The organism is Kitasatospora sp. NPDC030952, assembly GCF_055571335.1.
The window spans coordinates 31,311-54,485 of the sequence record NZ_JBVIFM010000015.1 but is presented as its reverse complement, the minus strand read 5'-3'; the positions used below and the strand labels follow the sequence as shown (position 1 = coordinate 54,485).

Genomic DNA, 23,175 nt, shown 5'->3' with positions numbered 1-23,175 from the left:
TCGGACCGCCCGGGCCGCCCTGACCAGGCTTCCCCCCAGCGGTGACAAGGCCGCGACATCGTCACGGCGGGCCCGGCGCCGGGGTTCGGTTCCACCCGGGCGCGCCGCGGCCCCGCGGGCTGAGCCGCGGGGCCGGTGGTCTCAACTCCCTTGCCGGGCCGGGGACTCTTCCTCGGCCCTGGCCACCCACTCCGGCAGCGGTTCGCGCCCGGCGAGCCACTGGGCGGTGTCGCCGCCCAGGCCGGTACGGGCGGCGACCACTCCGCCGGTGATGGCGCAGGTGGTGTCGACGTCGCCCAGGCCCTCGGCGGTGGTCCACAGGGCGTCGGTCAGGCTGTCCAGGTGGTGGGCGGCCGACCACAGGGCGAAGGGCACGGTGTCGCCGGCCCGTACGCGCTGCCCGTTGCCGAGCAGGTCCGCCGCCCGCCAGGGCTCGGTGTCCGGGGCCAGTTCGGCGGCCCGGGCCAGCCCGTCGCGCACCGGCCCGGGCGGGGTGCGCCCGGCCACCTCGGCCAGCAGGGCGGCGCCGGCCGGGGCCTGAGCCTCCGTCGCCGCGCCGGCGCCCTCGCGGCCGCGGGCGGCGAGCGCGGCCGCCAGGGCCACGGCCACCGCCCCGGCGATCCCCTCGGGGTGGGCGTGGGTCACCTCGGCCGACAGCGCGGCCTGTTCCGCCGCCTCGTCCAGGTCCGCGGCGAACCAGGCCCCCAGCGGCGCCACCCGCATCGCCGCGCCGTTGCCCAGGCTGCCCTGGCCGTCGAACAGCTTGCGCGACTCGGCGCGCCAACTCGACGGCCGGTCGGCCAGTTTGGGCAGCAACAGACTCATCCCGTTGCCGTAGCCGCGGTACGCGTCGGCCAGGTACGTCGCCCCGAAGGCCTGCGCCAGCCGCTCCTGGTGCACCGCCTCGTACGCGGTGAGGACGCCGTACACCGACAGCGCCATCGCCGTGTCGTCGGTCCAGTGCCACGGGGTCTCCGGCGGCACCCGCCGGGCCCGGATCTGGGTGAACGCTACCTTCGGCGTGCGGAACAGCGGGAACCACCGCTCCCCGAAACCGTCCCCGAGCTGGGGCGTGTCTTCTGACTCCCGTCTGCGGGGCGACGCCGGGGCACGCACCTCGCCGCGTTGTCGTCGGTCGCCAATGCGCTGCATTGGGCTCCCTCCTCCGCCTTGCGATGCACGCACCCCAACGCCGCCCCGCCCGCCCTCCGGGCGAACGACGGGAGTCAGAAGACACGCCCCGGGCCCTCCAACGCGTCACGTGCTGCCGAATACGTCATCCCCGCATCCTCGCACCGCCCCGCCGGGCACGGGCAGAGCCCCCGGCGGGGGGTCAGTCGGCCGTGACCGGGAGCAGGCCGCGCTCGCCGAAGACCTTCTTGGCGACGAAGGTGGCGTTCAGCGCCTTGGGGAAGCCGCAGTAGCCGACCGCGTGCAGCAGCGCCTCGGTGACCTCGGTGGGCGTCAGGCCGACGTTGAGGGCCGCGTTGATGTGGACCTCCAGCTGCGGCTCGCAGCCGCCGAGCGCGGTGAGCATCCCCAGGGTCACCAACTGGCGGTCGCGCGGGGCGAGTTCGGGGCGGCTGTAGATCTCGCCGAAGCCCCAGGCCACGACCTGGTGGGCCAGCTCGGGATTGATGTCGGCCAGCGCGTCCACCACCCGCTGCCCGCCCTCGCCGTTGACCCGGGTGAGCACCTCCATGCCCCGCTCGAACCGCTCCTGCCGCTGCCCGGCCTCGTTTCCGGAAACACCCATGGCGCCTGTCCTCTCCTCGTGCTGTTCTCCGTGTCGCGGCCCGGACCGTCCGGCCCGTGACCACGGGAAGAACCGTAGGACTTGGAGTGCGCTCCAACTCAAGCCCGACCCGCACGACACGTCGTCAGGGCGGCGGCGTCCACCCGAGCGGGGCCGGCGCGGCCGCCGGTTGCGGTTGGATCACGGACTGTCCGATTCATCGGGCATTGGACGGGAGTGTGGTGATTGTTTTCATTGGCATGAATGTCATCGAACTCTCATACTGCCTGCTGAGACACGTGATGGGCGGTCCGGAAAGTCGCCGGGGGGCGGATTTCCGACAGTGGCCCGCGTGCGGGATTTCCGAATTCTTTTCCCTTGGGGGAGTGCTTTGTCCGCGCCCGAGAACGCGAGCGCCGCGTTCACCGATCCACCGCCGCCGCCCGCTGCCGCGCCGGAGGCAGCTGCCGTGCCCGAAGCCGCGCCCGAAGCCGCGTCCGATCTGACGGCGACTCCGGCCCAGGCTTCTCAGGCCCAGGCCCAGGCCCAGGCCCAGGCCGCGCGGCGGCTGCCGCGCGCCCTCGGCGTCGCGCTGGCCACCGCCGGGCTGCTCGCCGTCACGGCGGCCAGCGCCGCGGTGACCGTCGCGGTCGGCAAGCCGGACGGCCGTCCGGCCGCCGCGCCCGCGCCGCGTGCCACCGCCCCGGCGAGCGCGAGCGCGAACGCCGGCGCGAGTACGAGCGCGAGCGCGACGCCGTCCGCCGTGCCCGTCCCGGTGCCCACCGCCGTGCCGAGCCAGCCCGCCCCGGCCAGCACCGTCAAGGGCACGGTCAACGGCGGCAAGCACGAGGGCGACCTGCGCTACTTCCTGCTCCCGATCCCGGCCGGCGGCGAGTCCTACGGGCCCGCGGACGGAATGCCGATGACCCGCGACGACGTCTCCGAGATGTTCGGCAAGCCGGACGACATCGACACCATCCTCAACCGGCTCGGCTACCGGGACGGCGCCGCGCGCACCTACCGCACGGCCGACGGCACGGCCGAAGTCACCGTCACCCTGCTGCACTTCGGCTCCGCCGATCTGGCGAGCAGGTTCGTCCAGGGCTACACCGTCAAGTCGCAGGAGTCGATCGACATCGACGGCGACCCCAACGCCCACGGCTTCCGCCGCAAGCCCAAGAACGAGGCCTACACCGGCTCGATGACCGGCATCTCCAGCCAGGGCGACGTCCAGTACACCGTCGACGTCGAGGTCAAGGGCACGCCGGACAAGGCGCTGCTGAACGACCTGATGAAGCGCCAGCGCGAGTGGCTCGCCTCCGGCGGCTGAGCCCGCGCCCGCCCCACGACGTCGCCCTCCCCTCCTCCTCCGGAGCCACCCACATGACCACCGAACCACCTCTGCCCCCGGTGCCACCCGCACCGCCCGCGCCCCCGGTCCCGCCCGTGCCCCCGGTCCCGGCCGAGCCGTCCGTACCGCCGGTCCCACCGGTGCCGCCCGTCCCGGGCGCGCCCGACTGGTCGGCCGACGCCGCAGGGTCGGCCGACGCCGCAGGGCAGACCGGGGAGCCGGACCTCCTGTCCGCCGGCCCCGACCCCGCGCCCCGCGCCCCGCGCCGGCCCCGACCGGTGCTGCTGTCCGTCTGCGCCCTGGTCGTGGGCGCGCTGGCCGGCGGCGGCGTCGGCTACGCGATCCAGGCCCAGCGCCCGCCCACGCCGCTGCCGCCGCTCCAGGTGGCCCTGCCGGCCTACCCGGCCGAGCGGGTCGACCCGGTCGCCCTGGCCGCCGAGCAGCCCGGGCCGCCGGCCGTCGAGGGCGACCTGCGCAAGCTGCTGATCAGCGCCCCCGACGGCACCTCCGCCTGGGGCGACTTCCCGAACAAGCCGAGCTGGATGTCGATCGGCGAACTCGCCGAGCGCAACGGCGACGCGGCCTACTTCTTCAAGGACCTGGCCAGGTCCGGCTTCCGGCGCGCCGCCGAGGTGGACTGGCAGAAGGACGGCGTCCGCTACCGCGTCATGCTCACCCAGTACACGCCCGAGAACCTCGACAAGGCCGCCGCCTTCCACGGGCAGCCCTTCGCCGACGACGCCAACGGCGGCTACCGGGTGGAGAGCGAGCCCAGCCGCTGGGCCGACAGCAACGACCAGTACTACTACGGGCAGGCCGCCTCCCAGCGCGGCACGGTGCTGATGACCGTGGAGGTCTTCAGCCCCAAGCCGGTGGACTCCGCCGACCTCAAGGCCCTCGCCAAGCAGCAGTGGGAGAAGCTGGCATGACCGACGACTCCATGACCACCACCCCGGTCACCCCGGTCACCCCGACGGCGCCGGCCGCGCCGACCGAGCCGGAGACCCCGGCCGCCCCGGCGAACCCCGAACCGGCCGTGCCCACCGCCGAGTTCAGCCCCGAGGGCGCCCCCGCCGCACCCGCACCCGCGCCCGCCCCCGCCGCACCCGCACCCGCCTCCCGCCGCCTGCTGCGCGCGGGCGCCGCGACCGTCGCCGCCGCCCTGGTCGGCGTGGTCATCGGCGTCGGCATCATCAAGACCCAGTACGACGACCCGGCCCCGGCCACCGCCGCCGGCCCCACCGGCGCCCCCGCCCCGACCGCCACCCCCACGCCCTACGGCGCCAAGTCCAACGGCAGCCACTTCGGCTCGCTGCGCGACCTGCTGCTGCCCGTCCCGGCCGGCTACGCACCGGGCCCCGACGACGGCGGCTACGGCAACGACACCGAACTCGGCGCCGGTCAGCTGTCCGACGAGATGGACGCCGACCTCCAGCAGATCCCCAAGGACAAGCGCGACAAGCTCCGCTCCTACTGGGAGGGCCTGCACGTCAAGGGCAGCGGCGTGCGGACCTACCGCAACGAGGACGACAACCTGGTGGTCGGGCTGCGGCTGCGCCAGTTCAACCAGCAGGAGGTGCAGCGGATCAACGAGTACACGGCGGTGTTCACCGGCGACACCGGCATCTTCCGCTCCGGCCCGCAGGTCCCCGGCCACCCGGAGGCGCACTGCTACCTGATGCCCGCGCCGCCGTCCGCGCCGATCGACTACCTGGAGTGCTCGGCCGCCGAGGGCGACCTCCTGGTGATCATGAGCGCCGAGGGCGTGGCCCCGCTGCCCAAGGACAAGATCGTCGCCCTCTTCACCATGCAGCTCGACCGCCTTGCCAGCCCCGGAGCCTCCGTATGACCGACCACGCCGCCGCGCCGCAGCCGCCCGACCGGGCCCCCGACGCCGCACCCGCCGACAGCCCCTGGGCCGCCGTCACCCTCGACGACCCGCAGCCCGACGACCCGCAGACCGACACCGCCCCGGCCCCCACGACGGCGGAGACCCCCGAGGAGCAGGCCGCCCGGCGCACCCGCCGCCGCAAGGCCGCGGTGCGCTGGGGCTGCGCCGTCCTGGTCTTCGCCCTGGCCAGCACCGGCACTGCGCTGGCCGTCACCGCCCCCGACCGCACCGACGTCCCCGGGCTGGCCACCGCGAACGACGGCCGCTACACCTTCCCGCCGCTGGCGCTGCCGCCGCTGCCCTCGGGCAAGGCCGCGCCGAACCTGAAGGACAAGGGCGACGGCAAGGGCCTCCACCAGGCCGACCTGCGCTACCTGCTGCTGCCCGCGCCCAAGGAGGCCGGCGGCTCGGTGAACCCGCCGCTCTTCCCGGCCCCGACGGCGACGGGCTCCGCCACGGCCACGGCCTCCGACGCCCCCTCGGCGAGCCCGACCGCAGGCGCCACCGCAGGCGCCACCGCCACCGCCTCGCCGTCCGGATCCGCCACACCGTCCGCCTCGGCGGCCCCCGGCGGGACGGCCCCGGCGCACTGGGTGTCCTGCGAGGCGATCCTCGGTGACCTGCAGAACCCGGCCCGGCTGCACGCCCTGCTGTTGCAGAACGTGTGCCGGGCGGCCACCGTGCGGGAGTGGACCGCCTCCGACGGCACCACCACCCGGATCCGGCTGCTGAGCTTCGGCTCCTCGGCCGAGGCCTGGGACACCTTCTCCCGGATGCGTTCGGAGATCCAGCTCAAGGCCGCGCCCGACGCGAGGACCGCGCCCTCCTCGGCCGACAGGGAGCTGCCCGACGGTGTCGAGGTGACCCGCAAGGAGTCCCGGGAGACCGTCGGCAAGGACGTGCCGACGACCAGGCTGGCGTACGTGTCGGCCTCCGACGTGGTGGCCGTCGTCACCATGACCAACCCCCGCGGGGTCCCCGCCACGGCCTTCCGCCAGGTGGTCGACCTCCAGTCCGACCTGCTGGCCTGACCGGCCGTCACCGGAAGGGCCGGCCGCCGCAAGGGCCCCTCACCCCTCCACGGGGGTGAGGGGCCCTGTCGTGTGCCCGGCGGGACGCCCGACGGGAGGTCAGGCCGGGAGGTCAGGCCGGGCCGGGCGTCGGGCCGGGCGTCGGGACGATCCACAGCTCGGCGGGCCCGTTTATGATCACGGACTCGAGCCGGGCCGGCGCCGGCCGGGACGGGTCGAGCACGGTGTCGGGGTGGGCGCCGAAGAGGCCGGCCAGGGCGACTTCGGCCTCCAGCCGGGCCAGCGGCGCGCCGAGGCAGAAGTGCGGGCCGTGGCCGAAGGCCAGGTGCTCCTTGTCGGGGCGGGCCGGGTCGAAGTCGTCCGGGTGGTCGGGGTGGACCTGCGGGTCGCGGCCGGCCGCGCCGAAGCCGACCAGGATCGGCTCGCCGCGGCGGATGACCACGCCCTCGCCGAGGTCGATGTCCTCCAGCGGGTAGCGCAGCGGGATGTGCATCACCGGGCTCTCGTGGCGCAGCGTCTCCTCGATGACGTCCTCCCAGCTCAGCGCGCCCGCGCGGACCCCGGCCAGGTGTCGGGGGTGGGTGAGCAGGGCCTGGACGGCGCTGGTGATGAGGTTGACGGCGGTCTCGTACCCGGCGCCGAGCATCAGGAAGAGGGTGTCGCGGGACTCCTCCTCGGTGCGGCCGGTGTCGCCGCCGGTGCTGACGGCGGCCACGTCGCTGGCCAGGTCGGGCCCGGGCTCGCGGCGTTTGAGTGCGAGCAGTTCGGTGAGCACCACGTTGATCTCGGCGCGGGAGGCGGTCATCTGCTCGTTCGCCGCCGTGGTGGTCAGCAGGGCGTCCATCGCCCGGCCGATCCGGGGCCGCAGGTCGGCGGGGACGCCGAAGAGGTCGCAGATGACCGTCATGGTCAGCGGGAGGGACAGGGCCCGGCGCACGTCCACGGCCTCGCCGGGGGCGAGGGCGCCGAACGCGCCGACGAGGGCGGCGGTGGTGGCCGCGATCCGGGGCCGCAGCGCGGACACCCGGCGGGGGGAGAAGGAGGGCGCCATCCGGCGCCGGGCGGAGCGGTGGTGGTCGCCGTAGAGGTTGAAGAAGTTCTCCTGGAAGGCGATCGGGCCCATCGGCCAGCCCTCGGGCACCGCGGCCAGGCCGGGCCAGTGCCGGCGCGGGTCGCGGGAGATCCGGGGATCGGAGGTGAGGGCGCGGATCACCGAGCTGCGGGTGACGGACCAGGCGATGACGCCGTCGGGGAGTTCGACCCGTACGGCGGGTCCGGCGCAGCGCAGCCGCGCGTTCTGCTGGTGGAGGGCCCGGGCGGTCATGTCGAGCACCGGGCAGTGGGGGTCGTCCGGAGCCATGGCGTTGCTCCTCGGGGTCTCGCGGGATCTCTCGTGATCTTTCGGGGCCTTTCGGGATCTTTCGGGGCCGTCCCGGTGGGCGGTGCCGCGGCGCGGCTCACCGCGTCCGTGGCCTGTGCTCCCGTTGTAGAGGGGTGGGCGGTGGCCGTCAACGGTCCGTCACCGACGGTCACCGCAACGGCCCCACCGGCCCCGTCGGCTCGCCCCGTCGCAGGGCAGTGACGAAACGGTGACAGATCCCTGATCAATCCCATGCACAATCCGGTGCTCCGCGGACTTACGATCATCGGCGCCCGGTGACCACACCGCCGGGTCACCACGTATGGGGGATCAACGCATGAGCACACCAGCACCAGGCGGTTTCGGGGTCAACCACGCCGCGCTGGACAAGGCGCACGCCACGCTGACCAACCTGGCCCACGACTGCCCCGGTGCGGGCGCGGTCGCCGACGACGCCACCGGGACGGCGGTCACCGGCCTCAAGGGCTGGGACAGCTCCGGCGCGCTGAAGGACTCGCTGGACGAATGGCACCAGCAGGTCAAGGCGCTGACCGGGCGCCTGAACGCCAACGCCGCCGCGATGCAGGGCACCGGGGCCAACTACCTCAGTGCCAACCAGGCCGTCGCCCAGTCCCTCCAGGTGCAGTGATCATGCTCGGATACGAAGACGTCATCAACGCCAACATCGACGCGCTGACCACCGCCGCCACCCAGTGGCGCGCGATGGCCACCCGCTTCCACACCATGCAGACCACCATGGAGCAGGACGTCCTGGGCGGCAGCGGCCAGGGCAACGGCATCGGCGGCAACGGCCTGTTCCCCGGCGGCAACGGCCTCACCGGCGGCGGCCCCTGGTGGACCGGCAACACGGCGAACCTGGCCAACACCGCCCTGCTGGCCACCAAGGGCCAGATCGTCGACGCCCAGACCGAGGCCAACGCGATGGCCTCGCTGCTCGACGAGGCGCACACCGACTTCGCCGCCGCGCAGAAGCAGACCCGCGACGCCGCCGACGGCGCGGTCAAGGACGGCTTCAAGGTCACCGGCACCGGCACCGCCGTGTTCGACGAGAGCACCCTCGACCCGGCGACCCGCCAGGCGCTGCACCACGACCCGGAGGGCCGGCAGTCCTACCAGGACGCGGCCGACAAGTGGACCAAGGCGATCACCGCCGGCGTCCAGGCCGCCACCCGCGCCGACCAGCGCATCGCCGCCGCGCTGCGCGGCGCCTCCAAGGCCGGCAACCCGCTGGACCTCACCTTCAACGGCCAGGCGGTGGGCGGCGGCGACGCCGGCGACGCCCAGCGCGCCGCAGACCTCGCCATCCACCTGGACAGCCTCACCCCCGAGCAGCTCACCCAGCTGCAGGACCTGATGAAGGACAAGGCGGACCACCCCGCCTTCTCCCAGGGCCTGCTGGACCGGCTCGGCCCCGACGGCCTGTTGAAGCTCGCCCAGCAGCTGAACAGCCCCGGCGGCGACAAGAAGGCCGCCTACACCGACCTGCAGGGCGGCCTCACCCACGCGGTGGCCTCCGCCACCCAGGACACCAACACCGACTTCTACCGCCGCTGGCGCCAGAGCATGAAGGACGCCGGCTACAAGAACTACGGCTCCAACACCGATCCGGTGTACGGCTACCAGGTCCTCACCACCCTGATGACCAAGGGCGACGGCAAGTACTCCGCCGGGATGCTGGGCGACCTCGCCGACGACATCACCGCGACGGAGAAGGCCCACCCCGACGCCTGGAGCTACAAGGCCGGCCACACCGGCGACGCGCTGGGCGCCGACCCGCTGGACAACGTGCTCGCCATCATGGGCCGCGAACCCGACGCCGCCACCGCCTACCTGGACCCGAACGCGAACGGCGGCAACCAGCACCTGCACTACCTGCTCAAGGACCGCAAGTGGCCGGACGGCTGGGTCAGTTCGATGGCCGGCCCGTTCAAGATGCCCGACCCGCTGTCCCAGAGCGGCCTGGGCGCGGCCCTGGAGGCCGCCACCACCGGCCAGCCGGCCGGCGCCCCGCACACCGGCCACCACACCGAGGCCCAGGCCCGGATCATGCACGACACCGTCACCACCCTGGACGAGGGCCAGGGCGGCAACAAGGTCAACGCCAACCTGCGCCAGCCGCTGGCCAACGCCCTGGCCGACTACACCAACGACAGCCACGAGATCTTCAACGGCCGCAACTCCCAGTACATGGACCACGGCAGCGCGGTGTGGACCGACGCCAACGGCACGGTGCACATGGGCGTCGGCGAGGACAGCCTGGTGCGGGTGATGCGCGGACTGTCCGACAACCCCGACGCCTACGCCACCCTGCACCAGGCCGAGAGCGCCAGGATCGCCCAGGAACTGTCCTCGCTGGGGCCCAACCCCTCGCAGAACGACATCCAGGACGTCATGAACAAGGGCGCCGCGAGCCTCGGCGTCTACGACGCGATCCGCGCCGACGTCGCCATGGGCCAGCGCGACGACGCCAACCTCCAGGCCGACTGGAAGGCCAAGGTCGCCTACCACGTGGTCGGCGCCCCGCTGACCCCCATCCCGTGGGTCGGCGACAGCGCCCAGCGCCTGGTCGACACCTGGGCCTGGGAGTGGGACAACCAGATGAAGGACCACAACAACAGCGTCGCCAACGCCAAGATCTCCGACACCTACCTGGACGCCAACAACGAGATGACCCACCTGGTCAGCGGCTGGGCCAAGGACCGCGGCATGGACCCGGACAGCAGCATGATCCACGTCGTCGAGGACGGCTCCCACGACCGCCGCTCCACCAGCGCCACCACCGCCGGGCACTTCCTCGGCCGCGGCAACTCCTGACGCACCGTCAACTGCCAGCCGCAGCCGCCTGTTTCGGGCGGCTGCGGCCGTCCGCCGAACTGCGCGCCGACGCCCGGCCCCCGGCCCCGCCCGGGGGTCGGGCGGGGTCGGGCGCCGTCAGGCGCGGTGGTACTGGACGGGGGAGTGGACCTCGCCGCCGAGGGCGCCGGCCGCGTGGCGGGCCCAGAACGGGTCGCGCAGCAGCTCGCGGCCGATCAGCACGGCGTCGGCGCGCCCGTCGGTGAGGATCCGCTGGGCCTGGGCCGGGTCGGTGATCAGCCCGACGGCCGCCACCGGCAGGCCGGTCTGGTCGCGGACCGCTTCGGCGAAGGGCACCTGGAAGCCGGGCGCGGCCTCGATCCGGGCGTCGGGGACCAGGCCGCCGGTGGAGACGTCCAGCAGGTCCACGCCGTGGGCTTGGAGCTCCTTGGCGAGGCGGACGGTGTCCTGGGAGGTCCAGCCCTCGCGGCCGTCCTCGGGGTTCTCGGTGAGCCAGTCGGTGGCGGAGACCCGGAAGAACAGCGGCAGTTCCTCGGGCCACACCGCGCGCACCGCGTCGACGACCTCCAGGGCGAAGCGGATCCGGCCCTCGAAGGAGCCGCCGTAGGCGTCGGTGCGGCGGTTGCTCTGCGGGGAGAGGAACTGGTGGATCAGGTAGCCGTGGGCGCCGTGGAGTTCGACGGCCTGGAACCCGGCCGCCAGCGCGCGCCGGGCCGCGTCGGCGAACTGCCGCACGATGACGCCGATCTGATCGACCGTCAGCTCGTCGGGGGTGGTGTGCTCGGGGGAGAAGGCCAGCGCGCTGGGGGCGACCGGGGTCCAGCCGTGCTCCTCCTCGGGGCTCAGGGCGCGCCCGCGCTCGACCCAGGGCCGCTCGGTGGAGGCCTTGCGCCCGGCGTGGCCGAGCTGGATGGCCGGGACGGTGCCCTGCTCCTTGAGGAAGGCGGTGATCCGGCGGAACGCCTCGGTCTGGGTGTCGTTCCACAGCCCGAGGTCGTACGGGCTGATCCGCCCCTCGGGGCTGACCGCGGTGGCCTCCACGATGATCAGCCCGGTGCCGCCGGCGGCCCGCGCCGCCAGGTGGGTGTAGTGCCACTCGTCGGGCACCCCGGCGCGCTCCCCGGCCGGCGCGGCGCTGTACTGGCACATCGGCGGCATCCAGACCCGGTTGGGGGCGGTCACGTCCCGCAGGGTGAACGGGGTGAAGAGGGTGCTGCTCATGTGGGACTCCCGTGAGGTCGGCAACGCCAGGGCACAGGCGCTTGCTGATGCGCTCTATCTGTCTAAACAATAGTTGCACGGGACGATACTTTCAATGGGCGGCGAAACCCGTTGGCGCCCCTTCGGCCGGACCGCGATACTCGCCCGTCGGCACGGGGACGCGGGGGCACGAGGCACCAGGCGCGGGGGCACGGGGCCGGGGGAGCGGGCGGGCGTGGAGGTCTTCGAGTGCAAGGGGTGCGGCACCGCACTGACCGGGCCGCTGTCCCGGGTCCCGTACCCGGTCTACGGCGGCCTCTCCTACGGCAACGGGGTGTCCATGCCGGTCCTGATGGAGGCGGGCACCTACGGCGTCGACGAGGGCCCCGACGGGCAGTTCCGCTCGATCGTCATCGCCCCCGGCGACACCCACGGCACCGACCTGGTCCAGCGGCGTGAACTCGGCGCCTGCTGCGGCATCGACGGCCGCTACGGCCCGAACCTCACCTGCGCCGGCTGCGGCCGGAAGGTGGCCACCAGGATCGACGACTGTTCGCTGTGGCAGGCCACCTGGCTGGAGCCCGCCGCCGTGCGCCCGGCCCCGGCGGGCCCGGACCGTCCGATCGCCGACTGGCGCACCGTCACCGATCGGTGGTGCGCCGCCGACCTGTCGGACGGGAACGGGGGGCGGAGCATCCGCTGGGACGTGGAGGCCGCCGTGACGCTGGCCCACCTGGTCTTCGCCGCCGACGGCGCGCCCCTCGCGCTCTGCGCCGGTCCGCTCGCCCGGGCGTTCCGCGGACTCCTCGGCGAACTGCCGCCCCCGGAGCCCGGTCCGGCCAGGCGCGCGGTGCTGGCCGGACCGGACCGGCCGCTGCCCAGCCCCCTCCCGGACATCGCCGTGGTCCCGCGCCACCCCCAGAGCGGCGAGTCCTGGCCCGTCCCCCCGGGCGTGGCCGCCGCGCCGCTGGCCGCCGGGTTCTGGGCCGCCCTCGCCTTCCGCGACGAACGCGAACTCGCGCCCGCCACTGGCGGGTTGCCCCCGGGCGTCGAGCGCGACGACCCCCTCCCGCCCCACCCCCTGTACTCGGGGTACCTCGACCGGTGGGTCTTCCGGTCCGTCCTGAACCGCCTGAACGGTGTCGACGGGACGGAGGAGGGCGACTGCTGGTGAGGAACGACGGCGGCGCCGCCCGGGGAGCATCCCGGGCGGCGCCGCCGCTCACGCGTCAGCCGTCAGCGCACTGTCAGCACACCGTCGGTCAGCGCACCGTCTGCGGCACGCGCTGGGCCGGGACGGCCGGGGCCTTGGCCGTACCGGCGGCGGCCGGGGCGGCGCCCAGCGCCGTGCCGCGGGTCTCCTCCGCCCACAGCACGCACACCAGCAGGCCCAGCGCCGTCGTCCCCGCGGCGATCAGCATGGTCGGGCCGGTGCCCAGACCGGTCAGCGACAGCGGCAGCAGGTAGGTGCCCACCGCCGCGCCGATCCGGCTCACCGAGGTGGCCACGCCCACGGCGGTGGCCCGGATCTCGGTCGGGAACAGCTCGTTGGGGTAGGTCCAGTCGAGCACGTTCGGCCCGCCGCACAGGAAGGCGTACGCGCACAGCGCGGTCAGCGCGACGGCGGCCGGCGCGGTGGGCCACACCCCCAGCAGCGCCAGCGGGACGGTCATCAGCGCGAAGGACCAGATGATGACGGGGCGCCGGCCCCTGGTGTCGATCAGGCGCAGCGCCGGGTAGCAGCCGAGCAGGAAGACCAGGCTGATCAGGCCGGTGCCCAGGGTCTCCATCACGGTGCCGCCGGGCATGCCGAAGGAGGAGAGGATCTGCGGGCCGAAGGTGAGCATCGCGAACAGCGGGCCGACCTGGCAGAGGAAGAACAGGCCGCAGAACAGGGTGCGGCGCCGGTAGGGCGGGGTCATCAGCAGCCGCAGTCCGGCGGCGCTGCGGGCGCGCTCGGCCGGGTCGGGCATCAGCTCGCGGCCGTCGACCCGTACCCCGAGGTGCTTCTCCACCACGCGCACCGCGTCGCCGACCCGTCCGTTGGCGGCCAGCCAGCGCGGCGACTCGGGGGAGCCGCGACGGATCACCAGGAAGACCACGCACAGCACGGTGGAACTGGCCAGCATCCACCGCCAGCTGCCCGGTCCGGCCAGCTCCAGGAACAGGTAGCCCACCACGTAGGCGAGCACCGAGCCGGCGTACCAGGCGACGATCTGCTGACCGAGCAGCCGCCCGCGCTTCTTGGCGGGCAGCCACTCGGCGAGCAGGGAGGTGGCGATCGGGTAGTCGGCGGCGACGGCCATGCCGAGCACGAAGCGCAGCACGGTGATCGCCCACACCGAGTCGACCCAGAACGAGAGCACCGAGCAGGCGACCATCACCAGCAGGTCGGCGGTGTACATCACCTCCCGGCCGATCTTGTCGGTCAGCACGCCGAACAGGGCGCCGCCGACGAACATGCCCACCAGGGCGGCGGCGCCGATCAGGCTGACCTCCGCGGTGGACAGGCCCAGGTCGGGGCGCATCCCGATCAGGGCGACACCGACGATGCTCAGGATGTAGCCGTCGAGCAGCGGCCCGCCGGAACAGGCCAGGGCCAGCCTGCGGTGGAACGCGGTATACGGGGCGTTGTCGATCGTTTGGGACATGGGCTTCGGGGTCCTCCGGGACGTACGGCGCCGCGCTGAACACGCGTGCCGTGCGCCGGGTAGACGGCGGGGGAACGGCGCCGCCCACGCTGGACGGCACCATCACCCGGTCACACCGGGCGACCGTCCACGGTTGCCCGGGTACGGAGGGTGAACCACCGGGCCGAAGGTCGGCCGGATTCGGGCCCAAGGTCCCGAAGCGGACAGGGCCTTCGCCCGTGCCGGTTTACGTCCCGCCCAGTCCTCACGGGCCCTGTCGCCCTCCGCCCGCCCGGCGGGGCGCCCCGGGTGACCCTTCTCACCCGGAGCCCCTCCGGGCGTGCCCCGCGTCACATTCCGGCACTCTGGTCCAGACCACGGGGGAGCGGGCGGGCCTCGCGCAGCCGGGCCAGACCGGAGTCCAGGGCCGCCTCCAGGTGGGTGGTGGAGCCGGTGGTCAGCAGGATCAGCACCCCGCCCTGCACCCCGGCCAGCAGCGCCGCAGCCTCCCGGTCCGCGTCCAGGGCCCGGGAGATCTCCCCGCTGCCCTGGAGGTGGCGGACGCCGTCGGCCAGCTGCCCCTGCCACTGCTCCAGCAGCCGCGCGGCCACCGCCCGCGCCGCGTCCGTGGTCGAGCCCAGCTGCGACAGCGCCGTGTGCAGCGGACAGTTCACGCCCTGGGCCCGGTAGCGGGCCACCACCTTGTCGCGCCAGCGCTGCCAGGCCGCCCAGGTGGTCAGCGCGCCCAGCTCCGGCTGCTGGTCGTCCAGCACCCGCGCCGCCTCGTGCCCGGCCACCGCCAGCAGCAGCTCGTCCTTGCCGCCGGGGAAGTAGTGGAACAGCTGGCTCTTGCTGGTCGCGGTGCGGGCCATCACGTCCTCCAGCCGCAGCGCGAACACGCCCTCCTCACGGATCTGACCGGCCGCGCCCTCGACGATGCGCCGCCTGGTCGCGGCGCCCTTGCGGGTCAGCGTCATGTGTCTCCCCTCCCATGGTCCCGTCCCTCGCCCCGGTCAGGGCAGCAGCACCAGCTTGCCGGTGGTGCGCCGGGACTCCAGGTCCGCGTGCGCCCGGGCCGCCTCGGCCAGCGGGTAGCGGCCGGTGACCCGCTGGGTCAGCCGCCCGTCCAGGACCAGGTCGAACACCTCGGCGCTGCGCCGCACCAGGGCCTCGCGGGTGGGGACGTGGTGGTGCACCACCGGGTAGGTCAGCAGGATGCTGTTGGGCAGGTCGGTGGGGCGCAGGGTGGGCACGCCCATGAAGGGGCCGTAGTAGGCGTGCACGCCGTGCGGGCGCAGGGCCAGCTGGGAGGAGGCGAAGGTGTCGGCGCCGCCGCCGTCGTAGACGACGTCGGCCCCGCGGCCGCCGGTCAGCTCCCGCACCCGCTCCTCGAACCCGGCGCCGGAGTGGACCAGCACGTGGTCGGCGCCGGCCTCCTTCGCGGCGGCGGCCTTCTCCTCGCGCGAGACCAGCCCGATGACGTCGCCGCCGCGGGCCTTGACCAGCTGGGTGAGCAGCAGGCCCACCCCGCCGGCCGCGGCGTGCACCACGGCGGTGTCGCCGGGGCCGACCGGGTAGGTCTCGGTGCTCAGGTGGTTGGCGGTCAGGCCCTGCATCAGCAGCCCGGCGGCCGTCTCGTCGTCGATCCCGTCGGGGACCTTGACCAGCGAGGCGGCCGGGATCGCCAGCAACTCGGCGTAGCTGCCCGGGTGGTAGAACCAGGCGACCCGGTCGCCGACGGCCAGGTTCGCCACCCCCGCGCCGAGGTCGGTGACGTACCCCATGCCCTCGGCGCCCAGCACCGCCGGGGCCGCCCAGCCGCCGGTGCCCTGCGAACGGGCGCCGATGTCCATGTAGTTGACCCCGGCCGCGCCCAGGCGCACCAGCACCTCACCGGGGCCCGGGACGGGGTCGGGCAGCTCGGTCCAACGCATGACCTCGGGGCCGCCGTGCTCCTCGATCCGGATCGCGTGCATGGGGTGACCGCCTTCCTGTGCGGGTTCGTTCGGAGGGAACGTCCGTTACGTTAGGCAGCCGAAAATGGACCCACAAGTCCAGAATCGACGGGGTAGGGGCGGTGGGGCACGCGCCTCGGGTCGACGGCGCGGAACGGTCGGTGAACCCGTCGATCCCGGGCATCCGTCCCCTGTACTGAGTGGGCCGTCCGGTGAGCGGACGTCCTCGGTCAGGACCGCCTCCGCGGTGCCTGGTACGACGGGCCCGGGATCGCGGAGTACGCGCACCGGGACGCGGAGGAGGGACGGCGATGACCCGGCACGACCACGCGGACCAGGCCACGCACCGGCCGGACGCCCCCGGCCCGGCCCCGGGAACCCCGGCCGGGCCGAGCCCCTCGCGGGCGGTACGGCCGTGGACCCCCGTGCTGCTGCGCATCCTCGGCTTGGCGGCGGTCTACCTGATCGCCGTCTGCACCCCGTTCGGGCAGCGGGCGGAGAACGGCCTGATGAACCGCAACGGCGGCGAACCGGCATGGATCTACGACTGGTCGGGGTCGAGGTTCGACTCGGGGGCCATGCCGCCGCTGGACTTCACCGCCCTGCCCACCCTGGTCGTGGGCACGGCGCTCATCGTGACCGTCACCCTGGTGCGGCGGTGCTGGTGGGCGGGGGGCGCGGCGGTCGGGGTGGTCCTGGCCACCTTCGGGGGCACCGAGGTGCTCAGCACCACGGTCCTGCCCCGCCCCGACCTGGTGGGCGCGCCCGCCATGCTCACGGAGGTGAGCTTTCCCAGCGGGCACGCGGCCGTCCCCGTCGGACTGGTCCTCGGCGCCGCCCTCGTCGCCTCCCCCCGCGTGCGCCCCTACGTCATCGCGGCCGGCATGCTGTGGCTCGCCGTCACCGCCGGCGCGGTCCAGGCCCTCTACCACCACCGGCCCAGCGACGTGCTGGGGGCCACCCTGCTGGGCTGCGCCTGCCACAGCCTCGCGACCCGGCTGCTGCCGCCGTCGGCCGCCGCCCCGGGCGGCACGCCAGGCCCCCGGGCGCTGCCGGCCGTCGCCTTCGCCCTGTCCGCAGTCGGCGCGCTCGCCGCCGGCGCCCGGGAGGACTCCGTCGCGGGACCGCTGGTCTTCGCGGCGGCGGCCTTCCTGTGCGCGCTCCTGGTCTGGTACACCGCGACGGAGGGGACCGCGACGGCTCGGCCGCGGCCGGGTCAGCGGCCGGTGGGGGTGTCCAACTCGGCTCCGTAGTCGGAGAGCCGGCGAAGTACTCGCCCCCGGCGCCGTCGACGAACCACTTGACCGGACCCTCAGCCGACCGCGATCGGGACGCCCTGGATGAGGAGCGGGAGGCCGGCGCCGTGGTCCCAGGCGTCCCAGGCGTCCTCGACGCGGCGGTACTGGTCGTCGGTCGTGACCTCGCGCAGCCCGGACTGGGGGATCCAGTGGAGGCCGCGGATCTCCGGCGGCGGCTGGTGGCGGTGGACGGCCTCGGCCTGGCGGTGGGAGAGCAGGCCGCCCGCGTAGACGAAGTTGACGCCCTCGGGGAATCGCGCGGCGGGGACGTAGTCGATCGTGAGGATCGTGCGGAGGGGGAGGACGAGCCCGGTCTCCGTTTCGAGGTGGCGGCGGGCGGCGAGGTGGGGGAGTTCGTCCTGTTCGGCGCTGCCGCCGGGCAGGGTCATGCCCTCCTTGTAGGCGGGGTCGACCAGGAGGACGAGGAGTTCGCCCGACCCGTCGGGGTCCTCGCGCAGGATGAACACCTGCTGGCCCGAACGGCGGCCGGGCGGACGGCTCATGAGACGGATGCTGCTCAACTCTGCTCCAGGGGTGAGGGATTCGAAGGTCACAGCGGCCGGCGGCGCGGATTCCCGCAGGTCCCGGGCGCGGTCTCCCGGGGGATGAGCGCTTGGAGGGAGATCGGGTCGACCCGCCACTCGGGCCCGGTCGCCCCGAGGGGCCGGAGAACGGCCTTGCCGAGCAACACCTCCACGAAGACCCCCTCGCGCGGCTTTCCAGCCTTCAGGCTGCTGAAGTCCTGCACCACTTCGTGCAGTTGGAAGGGGAGTGGGAAGTTCTGACCGTTGGGCATGGGGGGCTCCATGGGAGACGTGCGCAGTGCTGCCCTGGTGAATGACTTCGGTCGGTGACCGAATGACTACCAGGGTGGCTCAGCCTCCTCTAGGATCGGAAGAGTTTCAAATCTCTAGTCCAGCGGATTTTAAAGAAGGCGATCTTGGTTCGTCGCACACTTGACCCAACGTCATCTCCCTTGGAAGCTCTGGCGGTTCAAATCAGCAGGTCACGTCAGACCAAAGGGATGACGCAGATCGAACTCGGCAAGCGAGTCGGGTACTCCAACGTCTATATCTCGAATGTGGAGCGAGCCAAACAAGCTCCGTCTTTAAAGTTCGTAGAGCGGGTGGACGCTGCCCTGGATGCCGGTGGCGCTCTGACGGGGCTGTGGTGGAGCTGGAAGAACGGTGCCCTGTTGCCTGGGTTCTCCGAGTACCTCCGCCGAGAACGCGAAGCGATCACAGCCAGGCTGTTCGACACGGATATGGTGTCGGGCATACTTCAACACCCGGACTACAGCGCAGCTTACGAAGCCGGCATTGTCCGACGCGGCGAAGCGACCCGGGAGCAAGCCGACGGGAGGCTCGGCTTGCTGGCCCAACGTCAACTCATGCTGGCCCGGGGCACGACGGTCCATGCTGTTCTGGATGAGGGAGCCCTGCGTCGCCCGATCGGCGGCCGGGAGATCATGGTCAGGCAGCTCTCCCACCTGGAGAGTCTGAGCGAGCTCCCGAACGTGATCATCCAGGTTGCCCCGTACCGCCTCGCCGAGGATCGACCGCTGTCCCACCCCGTCACGCTTCTGACCCTGCCGAATCGGGCCCTGGTCGGATATACGGAGACGCTGCAACGGGGATACCTGGAACAGGATGCCGAGACGGTGGCCCGATGGGTCGATAGATACGATCGACTCCAGGTCAACGCGCTCAGCCAGCCGGACAGTTTGGCCATGATCCGGGAGGCACGGAAGGAACTGGACCATGCATGACCCAACGGGCGTCAAGTGGCGCAAGAGCACCTACAGCAACGGTGGGGGCGGCTGCATCGAGGTGGACGATGCGCGCCCGGGCAGAGTCCGTGACTCCAAGGACCCTCAGGGCCCGGCCCTCGTCTTCCCGCCCGAGGCGTGGAAGTCATTCGTGGCCGCTGTCCGCAGCGGTGAGTTCGGTGAAGTCTGAGAGGAGCATCATGGCTGACCGCGTAGATCTGTCCGAGGCCCAGTGGTTCAAGTCCTCCTACAGCAACAATGGCGGATCCTGCGTTGAGGTGGCTCCGAACTTCCCCGGCCTGGCTCCCGTCCGCGACTCCAAGGACCCCAACGGGCCGGCTCTGGTCTTCCCGTCCGAGGCCTGGGCGTCGTTCGTCGCCGCCGTCCGCAGCGGGCAGTTCGGCAGCATCTGAAACAGTGGGCCCGGGCCGCAGCCGCTGCGGTCCGGGCCTTCGCACCGCACGGGTGAGGGGGTTCGTGAACCTGGGGGAGTGAAACCTGTGCGCGTGCAGACCGAGCAGCTGGAGCAGCCTGCTGCCGAGACCACCGACAAGCGATCCGTACGGCATGCCCTGCTGATCTCGCTGGGCAGCGGCATCGGCTACATGCCGTTCGCCCTGACCATCCCGATCCTGCCCGGCCTCGTCACAAACCAACTCCACGGCGGCCCCGCCGAAGTCGGCGCGGTCGTCGGCGGTTACGCGCTGACCGCGCTGCTGGCCCGCCCGGTGTCGGGGGCGCTGATGAACCGCCTGGGCGCCCGGGCCCTGACCATCGGCGGCGCGATACTCACCACGCTCGCCACCGTCTGCTACCCGCTCGCCGGGTCGATCGCCGAACTCATCGGCCTGCGCATGCTGGTGGGCATCGGCATGGGCGTCATGCTGGCCGCGACCGGGGTCTGGCCCGTCCAACTGGTCGCCAAGGACCGGCAGAGCTGGGCGCTGGGGCTGAGCGGCACCGTCATCTACGTGGCCATCGGCCTGGGCGCTCCGCTGGGCACGTTGATCGAGCACCTGGTGGGCACGACGGCCACGTTCGTGATCGCCGGGCTGCTCGCCCTGCCCGTCATCCCCATCGCCCTGTCCGTGCCCGAGGTGCGCCTGCCGTCGAAGGCGAAGCAGGCGGCCGGAATCGACCGGGGCCGGGCGCTGCTCGGCACCGTGCTGCCCAGCATCGCGCTGGTCTTCACCGCGTTCGGCTTCGCGGCCGTCTCCGGCTTCGCGGTCGCGAAGTTCGACGCCCTCGGTGTCGCCGGGGGAGCGGCCGTGGTCACCGCGTACTCCCTGACCGTGGTGCTGCTCCGGGTGGCGAGCACCTGGATCCGCTGGGAGGCCACGCGACCGGTGGCGCTCGCCGCCCTGTTCGTCGTCGAGGCCCTGGGGGTCGCGCTCATCGGGCTGTCGAACGGCCTCGGTCTGGGCGTGGTCGGCGGTGTGCTCACCGGGGTCGGCATGTGGCAGATCTACCCGGTGCTGGGCCTGTTCGTGGTGCGCTCGGTCGGCGAGCGCCAGCGTGCCACGGCGCTGTCGACCTTCGGGGCCTGCTTCACCGTGGGCCTGGCCGCCGGCAGCGGCTCCCTCGGGCTGGTCGCCGAGGCCACCGGGTACCGGACGATGTTCCTCGTCTGCGCGTCCTGCGTCGGTCTGGGGCTGCTGGTGGCCGTGGCGGCGGCCCGCGTCGCCCGGGTCCGCTGACGACTCCCGGCCGCCGGGGCGTGCCCGGCGGCCGGGGTCAGGGCCTGCGGGCGTTCCTACGAGCCGGCGGTGGCCGTCTCCAGGGTGGTGGCCATCACCGGGCTGGTGAACATGTTCGTCGCGTCGCCCGAGGAGGGGTGGTAGGAGCCCCACTTGAGGTAGTTGCGGTCGCCGTCCCAGGTGGTGCCCTTGAAGGTGCCCGAACCGGTGCTGAACGTCTGCTTCTTGCCGTCGAACCAGAAGTCGATGGTGCCGTCCGTGCGCCCCAGGTGGATCTTCAGCGCGTAGGCGTGCCACTCGCCGTTCTTCACCGGCGCCGTCCACAGCGGGTGCGCCACGTGGTCGGTGTCCCACTCCTGGAGGCGCACCCGGTTGTTGGTGATGTCGATCTCGATCGGGTGGTTGGCCGTGCCCTCGCTGGGCGAGCACTTGAGCTGGAAGACGTACCGGCTGTTGTCGTCCTTGATGTCCACCTTGGACGACCAGCCCAGGTAGAAGGTGTCGCCCTGCTTCAGGTCGGGGCCGACCGTCTCGCACCGCTCCTGGTTCGCGGCCTGGAACGCCTTCCACACGCTGCCCTTGGCCGGGTCCTTGACGACGCCGAAGCTGCTGGGGGCGGCGCACTGGATGCCGCCGGGGAAGGACGTCGGGCCGGTCTTGGTGTTCGGGGTCCACAGGACCTTCCCTGCCGCGGGAGCGGCGGCGGAGGTGCTGGCGGTGGCCGAGCCGCAGGAGATCGCGAACGTGGCGAGGGCCAGGGCCCCGACGGCGAGCTTGCGGTGGTGGGACAGAAGGGACATGCCTCTCCCGGGGGAATCGCGGGGGGTCGGGTGGTCGGAATCGCTGCTTGTGATTCGACCACCCGACGGCCCTGCTGACCAGGCGGAACGACCGGCGGAAGTATCTTCCGGACATGTTCGGGTCAGTTCCGCCTGCCCTGAACCACGGCTACGGCGCGCGCCGTTCCCCCTCGCCCCCGGACGGCTCGTCGTACGAGGACGTGCCCTCGTCCAGCAGCGGCTCCTGGGTCCGCAGGTGCGCGGGGGCCAGCGCCCGCAGCGTGTGGTAGCCGGTGATGACGACCACGGTGCCCAGGGCGATGCCGCTGAGGCTGAAGGTGTCGGTGAACTTCAGCGTCACGTTGCCGATGCCGATGATGATGCCCGCGGCGGCCGGCACCAGGTTCAGCGGGTTGCGCAGGTCCACCCCGGACTTGATCCAGATCTGCGCGCCGAGCAGGCCGATCATGCCGTACAGGATGACGGTGATGCCGCCGAGCACCCCGCCGGGGATCGCGGCCACCACGGCGCCGAACTTCGGGCAGACGCCGAACAGCAGGGCGAAGCCGGCCGCGGCCCAGTAGGCGGCGGTGGAGTAGACCCGGGTGGCGGCCATGACGCCGATGTTCTCGGAGTACGTGGTGTTGGGCGGGCCGCCGAGCGCGGTGGAGAGCATCGAGCCGACGCCGTCCGCGGAGATCGCGGTGCCCAGCTTGTCGTCCAGGTTCGCCCCGGTCATCTCGCCGACGGCCTTGACGTGCCCGGCGTTCTCCGCGACCAGGGCGATCACCACGGGCAGTGCGACCAGGATCGCGGACCACTGGAAGGAGGGGCCGTGGAAGGTGGGCAGGCCGATCCAGTCCGCCTTGCCGACGCCGGAGAGGTCCAGGCGCCAGTGGTCGGTCAGGTGCCCGCCGGCGTCCACCGAGTGGATCTTGCCGAAGACCCGGTCGAAGACCCAGGAGATCCCGTAGCCGAAGACCAGCCCGAGGAAGATCGCCACCCGTGACCAGAAGCCGCGCAGGCACACCACCGCGAGGCCGGTGAACAGCATCACCAGCAGCGCCGTCCACTGGTCCTGCGGCCAGTAGGTCGAGGCGGTCACCGGGGCGAGGTTGAAGCCGATCAGCATGACGACGGCGCCGGTGACGATCGGCGGCATCGCCGCGTGGATGATCCGCGCCCCGAAGTACTGCACCGCCAGGCCCACCAGGAACAGCGCCGCGCCCACCACGAGCACCGCGCCGGTCACCGTCGCGCTGGTGCCGCCCTGGGCCCGGATCACCGCGGCGACCCCGACGAAGGACAGCGAGCAGCCGAGGTAGCTGGGGATCCGGCCGCGGGTGGCCAGCAGGAAGATGACGGTCGAGACGCCGGACATCATGATCGCCAGGTTGGGGTCCAGCCCCATCAGCACCGGGGCGACGAAGCTCGCGCCGAACATGGCCACCACGTGCTGGGCGCCGAGCCCTGCCGTGCGGGGCCAGGAGAGCCGTTCGTCGGGGCGGACGACCGCTCCCGGTGCGGGCGTCCGCCCGTCACCGTGCAGCTTCCAGCGCACGCCGAGATCCATGTGGGGGTTCCTTCTCTGAAACTTTCGGGGGACTGTCCGCACCATTCTCGTGGTCATCCGGCCTCCCCCGCG

Annotated in this window: 23 protein-coding genes; 12 read left to right on the top strand and 11 right to left on the bottom strand. The window is 73.0% G+C overall.

The window, feature by feature from the left end; all coding sequences use genetic code 11:
- Positions 1–141: 141 nt before the first annotated feature.
- Both ACZ47G_RS24745 and ACZ47G_RS24740 read right to left on the bottom strand, forming a co-directional pair.
- A complete protein-coding gene (locus ACZ47G_RS24745; protein WP_465746051.1) occupies positions 142–1,152 on the bottom strand; it encodes an ADP-ribosylglycohydrolase family protein in 1,011 nt (336 codons plus the stop codon).
- 181 nt (positions 1,153–1,333) lie between these two features.
- Positions 1,334–1,756 carry a carboxymuconolactone decarboxylase family protein gene (locus ACZ47G_RS24740; RefSeq protein WP_465746049.1) on the bottom strand — a complete coding sequence of 141 codons (423 nt, stop codon included), beginning with the start codon at positions 1,754–1,756 and terminating at the stop codon, positions 1,334–1,336.
- A gap of 448 nt (positions 1,757–2,204) precedes the next feature.
- Here ACZ47G_RS24740 and ACZ47G_RS24735 point away from each other — a divergent pair, with 448 nt between their 5' ends.
- From ACZ47G_RS24735 to ACZ47G_RS24720, 4 genes are all read left to right on the top strand, one after another.
- Positions 2,205–3,065: a hypothetical protein gene (locus ACZ47G_RS24735; RefSeq protein ID WP_465746047.1), complete on the top strand. Its 861-nt coding sequence runs from the start codon at positions 2,205–2,207 to the stop codon at positions 3,063–3,065.
- 161 nt (positions 3,066–3,226) lie between these two features.
- Entirely contained in the window at positions 3,227–4,015 is a 789-nt protein-coding gene (locus tag ACZ47G_RS24730) for a hypothetical protein (protein WP_465746045.1), read from the top strand.
- Positions 4,012–4,935: a hypothetical protein gene (locus ACZ47G_RS24725; protein ID WP_465746043.1), complete on the top strand. Its 924-nt coding sequence runs from the start codon at positions 4,012–4,014 to the stop codon at positions 4,933–4,935. The genes ACZ47G_RS24730 and ACZ47G_RS24725 overlap by 4 nt, the downstream gene beginning before the upstream one ends.
- Positions 4,932–6,008 (top strand): hypothetical protein, encoded by a 1,077-nt coding sequence (locus ACZ47G_RS24720; protein ID WP_465746041.1) that lies wholly within the window; start codon positions 4,932–4,934, stop codon positions 6,006–6,008. Before ACZ47G_RS24725 ends, ACZ47G_RS24720 begins: the two co-directional genes overlap by 4 nt.
- A gap of 112 nt (positions 6,009–6,120) precedes the next feature.
- On the opposite strand, the gene ACZ47G_RS24715 is transcribed toward ACZ47G_RS24720, so the two are convergent.
- On the bottom strand, positions 6,121–7,368 hold the full coding sequence (locus ACZ47G_RS24715; protein ID WP_465746039.1) for a cytochrome P450 family protein: 1,248 nt from the start codon (positions 7,366–7,368) through the stop codon (positions 6,121–6,123).
- A 337-nt stretch (positions 7,369–7,705) separates the two neighbouring features.
- Between ACZ47G_RS24715 and ACZ47G_RS24710 the strand changes: the two genes are divergently transcribed.
- Together ACZ47G_RS24710 and ACZ47G_RS24705 are read left to right on the top strand one after the other, a co-directional pair.
- A complete protein-coding gene (locus ACZ47G_RS24710) occupies positions 7,706–8,017 on the top strand; it encodes a hypothetical protein (protein WP_465746037.1) in 312 nt (103 codons plus the stop codon).
- A 2-nt stretch (positions 8,018–8,019) separates the two neighbouring features.
- The gene (locus tag ACZ47G_RS24705) at positions 8,020–10,203 is read left to right on the top strand and encodes a hypothetical protein (protein WP_465746035.1); all 2,184 of its coding nucleotides are present in this window, start codon (positions 8,020–8,022) and stop codon (positions 10,201–10,203) included.
- A 117-nt stretch (positions 10,204–10,320) separates the two neighbouring features.
- On the opposite strand, the gene ACZ47G_RS24700 is transcribed toward ACZ47G_RS24705, so the two are convergent.
- Positions 10,321–11,424, bottom strand: a complete 1,104-nt coding sequence (locus tag ACZ47G_RS24700; protein WP_465746033.1) for an NADH:flavin oxidoreductase/NADH oxidase — start codon at positions 11,422–11,424, stop codon at positions 10,321–10,323.
- Positions 11,425–11,638: 214 nt separating this feature from the next.
- Here ACZ47G_RS24700 and ACZ47G_RS24695 point away from each other — a divergent pair, with 214 nt between their 5' ends.
- Complete coding sequence (locus ACZ47G_RS24695) at positions 11,639–12,577, top strand: hypothetical protein (RefSeq protein WP_465746031.1); 939 nt, start codon at positions 11,639–11,641, stop codon at positions 12,575–12,577.
- Between the two features lie 88 nt (positions 12,578–12,665).
- Here ACZ47G_RS24695 and ACZ47G_RS24690 read toward each other — a convergent pair whose 3' ends face one another.
- The 3 genes from ACZ47G_RS24690 to ACZ47G_RS24680 form a co-directional block, all read right to left on the bottom strand.
- Complete coding sequence (locus tag ACZ47G_RS24690) at positions 12,666–14,054, bottom strand: MFS transporter (protein WP_465746029.1); 1,389 nt, start codon at positions 14,052–14,054, stop codon at positions 12,666–12,668.
- A 329-nt stretch (positions 14,055–14,383) separates the two neighbouring features.
- Positions 14,384–15,010: a TetR/AcrR family transcriptional regulator gene (locus tag ACZ47G_RS24685; RefSeq protein ID WP_465746027.1), complete on the bottom strand. Its 627-nt coding sequence runs from the start codon at positions 15,008–15,010 to the stop codon at positions 14,384–14,386.
- A 36-nt stretch (positions 15,011–15,046) separates the two neighbouring features.
- Positions 15,047–16,009: a quinone oxidoreductase family protein gene (locus ACZ47G_RS24680; protein WP_465746025.1), complete on the bottom strand. Its 963-nt coding sequence runs from the start codon at positions 16,007–16,009 to the stop codon at positions 15,047–15,049.
- A 290-nt stretch (positions 16,010–16,299) separates the two neighbouring features.
- Here ACZ47G_RS24680 and ACZ47G_RS24675 point away from each other — a divergent pair, with 290 nt between their 5' ends.
- Positions 16,300–17,241, top strand: coding sequence for a phosphatase PAP2 family protein (locus ACZ47G_RS24675; protein ID WP_465746023.1), 942 nt, complete (start codon positions 16,300–16,302; stop codon positions 17,239–17,241).
- 59 nt (positions 17,242–17,300) lie between these two features.
- Here the strand turns inward: ACZ47G_RS24675 and ACZ47G_RS24670 are convergent, their stop codons facing one another.
- Positions 17,301–17,789 carry an NUDIX domain-containing protein gene (locus ACZ47G_RS24670; RefSeq protein ID WP_465746021.1) on the bottom strand — a complete coding sequence of 163 codons (489 nt, stop codon included), beginning with the start codon at positions 17,787–17,789 and terminating at the stop codon, positions 17,301–17,303.
- A 47-nt stretch (positions 17,790–17,836) separates the two neighbouring features.
- A complete protein-coding gene (locus ACZ47G_RS24665) occupies positions 17,837–18,082 on the bottom strand; it encodes a hypothetical protein (RefSeq protein WP_465746019.1) in 246 nt (81 codons plus the stop codon).
- A gap of 144 nt (positions 18,083–18,226) precedes the next feature.
- On the opposite strand from ACZ47G_RS24665, the gene ACZ47G_RS24660 reads away from it, so the two are divergent.
- The 4 genes from ACZ47G_RS24660 to ACZ47G_RS24645 all read left to right on the top strand — a co-directional run bounded on the left by ACZ47G_RS24660 (position 18,227) and on the right by ACZ47G_RS24645 (position 20,751).
- Positions 18,227–19,054 carry a helix-turn-helix domain-containing protein gene (locus ACZ47G_RS24660; protein ID WP_465746018.1) on the top strand — a complete coding sequence of 276 codons (828 nt, stop codon included), beginning with the start codon at positions 18,227–18,229 and terminating at the stop codon, positions 19,052–19,054.
- The gene (locus tag ACZ47G_RS24655; protein WP_380457753.1) at positions 19,047–19,244 is read left to right on the top strand and encodes a DUF397 domain-containing protein; all 198 of its coding nucleotides are present in this window, start codon (positions 19,047–19,049) and stop codon (positions 19,242–19,244) included. The genes ACZ47G_RS24660 and ACZ47G_RS24655 overlap by 8 nt, the downstream gene beginning before the upstream one ends.
- 10 nt (positions 19,245–19,254) lie before the next feature.
- Entirely contained in the window at positions 19,255–19,467 is a 213-nt protein-coding gene (locus ACZ47G_RS24650; protein ID WP_465746016.1) for a DUF397 domain-containing protein, read from the top strand.
- An 87-nt stretch (positions 19,468–19,554) separates the two neighbouring features.
- The gene (locus ACZ47G_RS24645; RefSeq protein WP_465746014.1) at positions 19,555–20,751 is read left to right on the top strand and encodes an MFS transporter; all 1,197 of its coding nucleotides are present in this window, start codon (positions 19,555–19,557) and stop codon (positions 20,749–20,751) included.
- Positions 20,752–20,807: 56 nt separating this feature from the next.
- Here ACZ47G_RS24645 and ACZ47G_RS24640 read toward each other — a convergent pair whose 3' ends face one another.
- Positions 20,808–21,551 carry a heparin lyase I family protein gene (locus ACZ47G_RS24640; RefSeq protein ID WP_465746012.1) on the bottom strand — a complete coding sequence of 248 codons (744 nt, stop codon included), beginning with the start codon at positions 21,549–21,551 and terminating at the stop codon, positions 20,808–20,810.
- Positions 21,552–21,699: 148 nt separating this feature from the next.
- Positions 21,700–23,103: a uracil-xanthine permease family protein gene (locus tag ACZ47G_RS24635; protein ID WP_465746010.1), complete on the bottom strand. Its 1,404-nt coding sequence runs from the start codon at positions 23,101–23,103 to the stop codon at positions 21,700–21,702.
- Between the last annotated feature and the right edge of the window lie 72 nt (positions 23,104–23,175).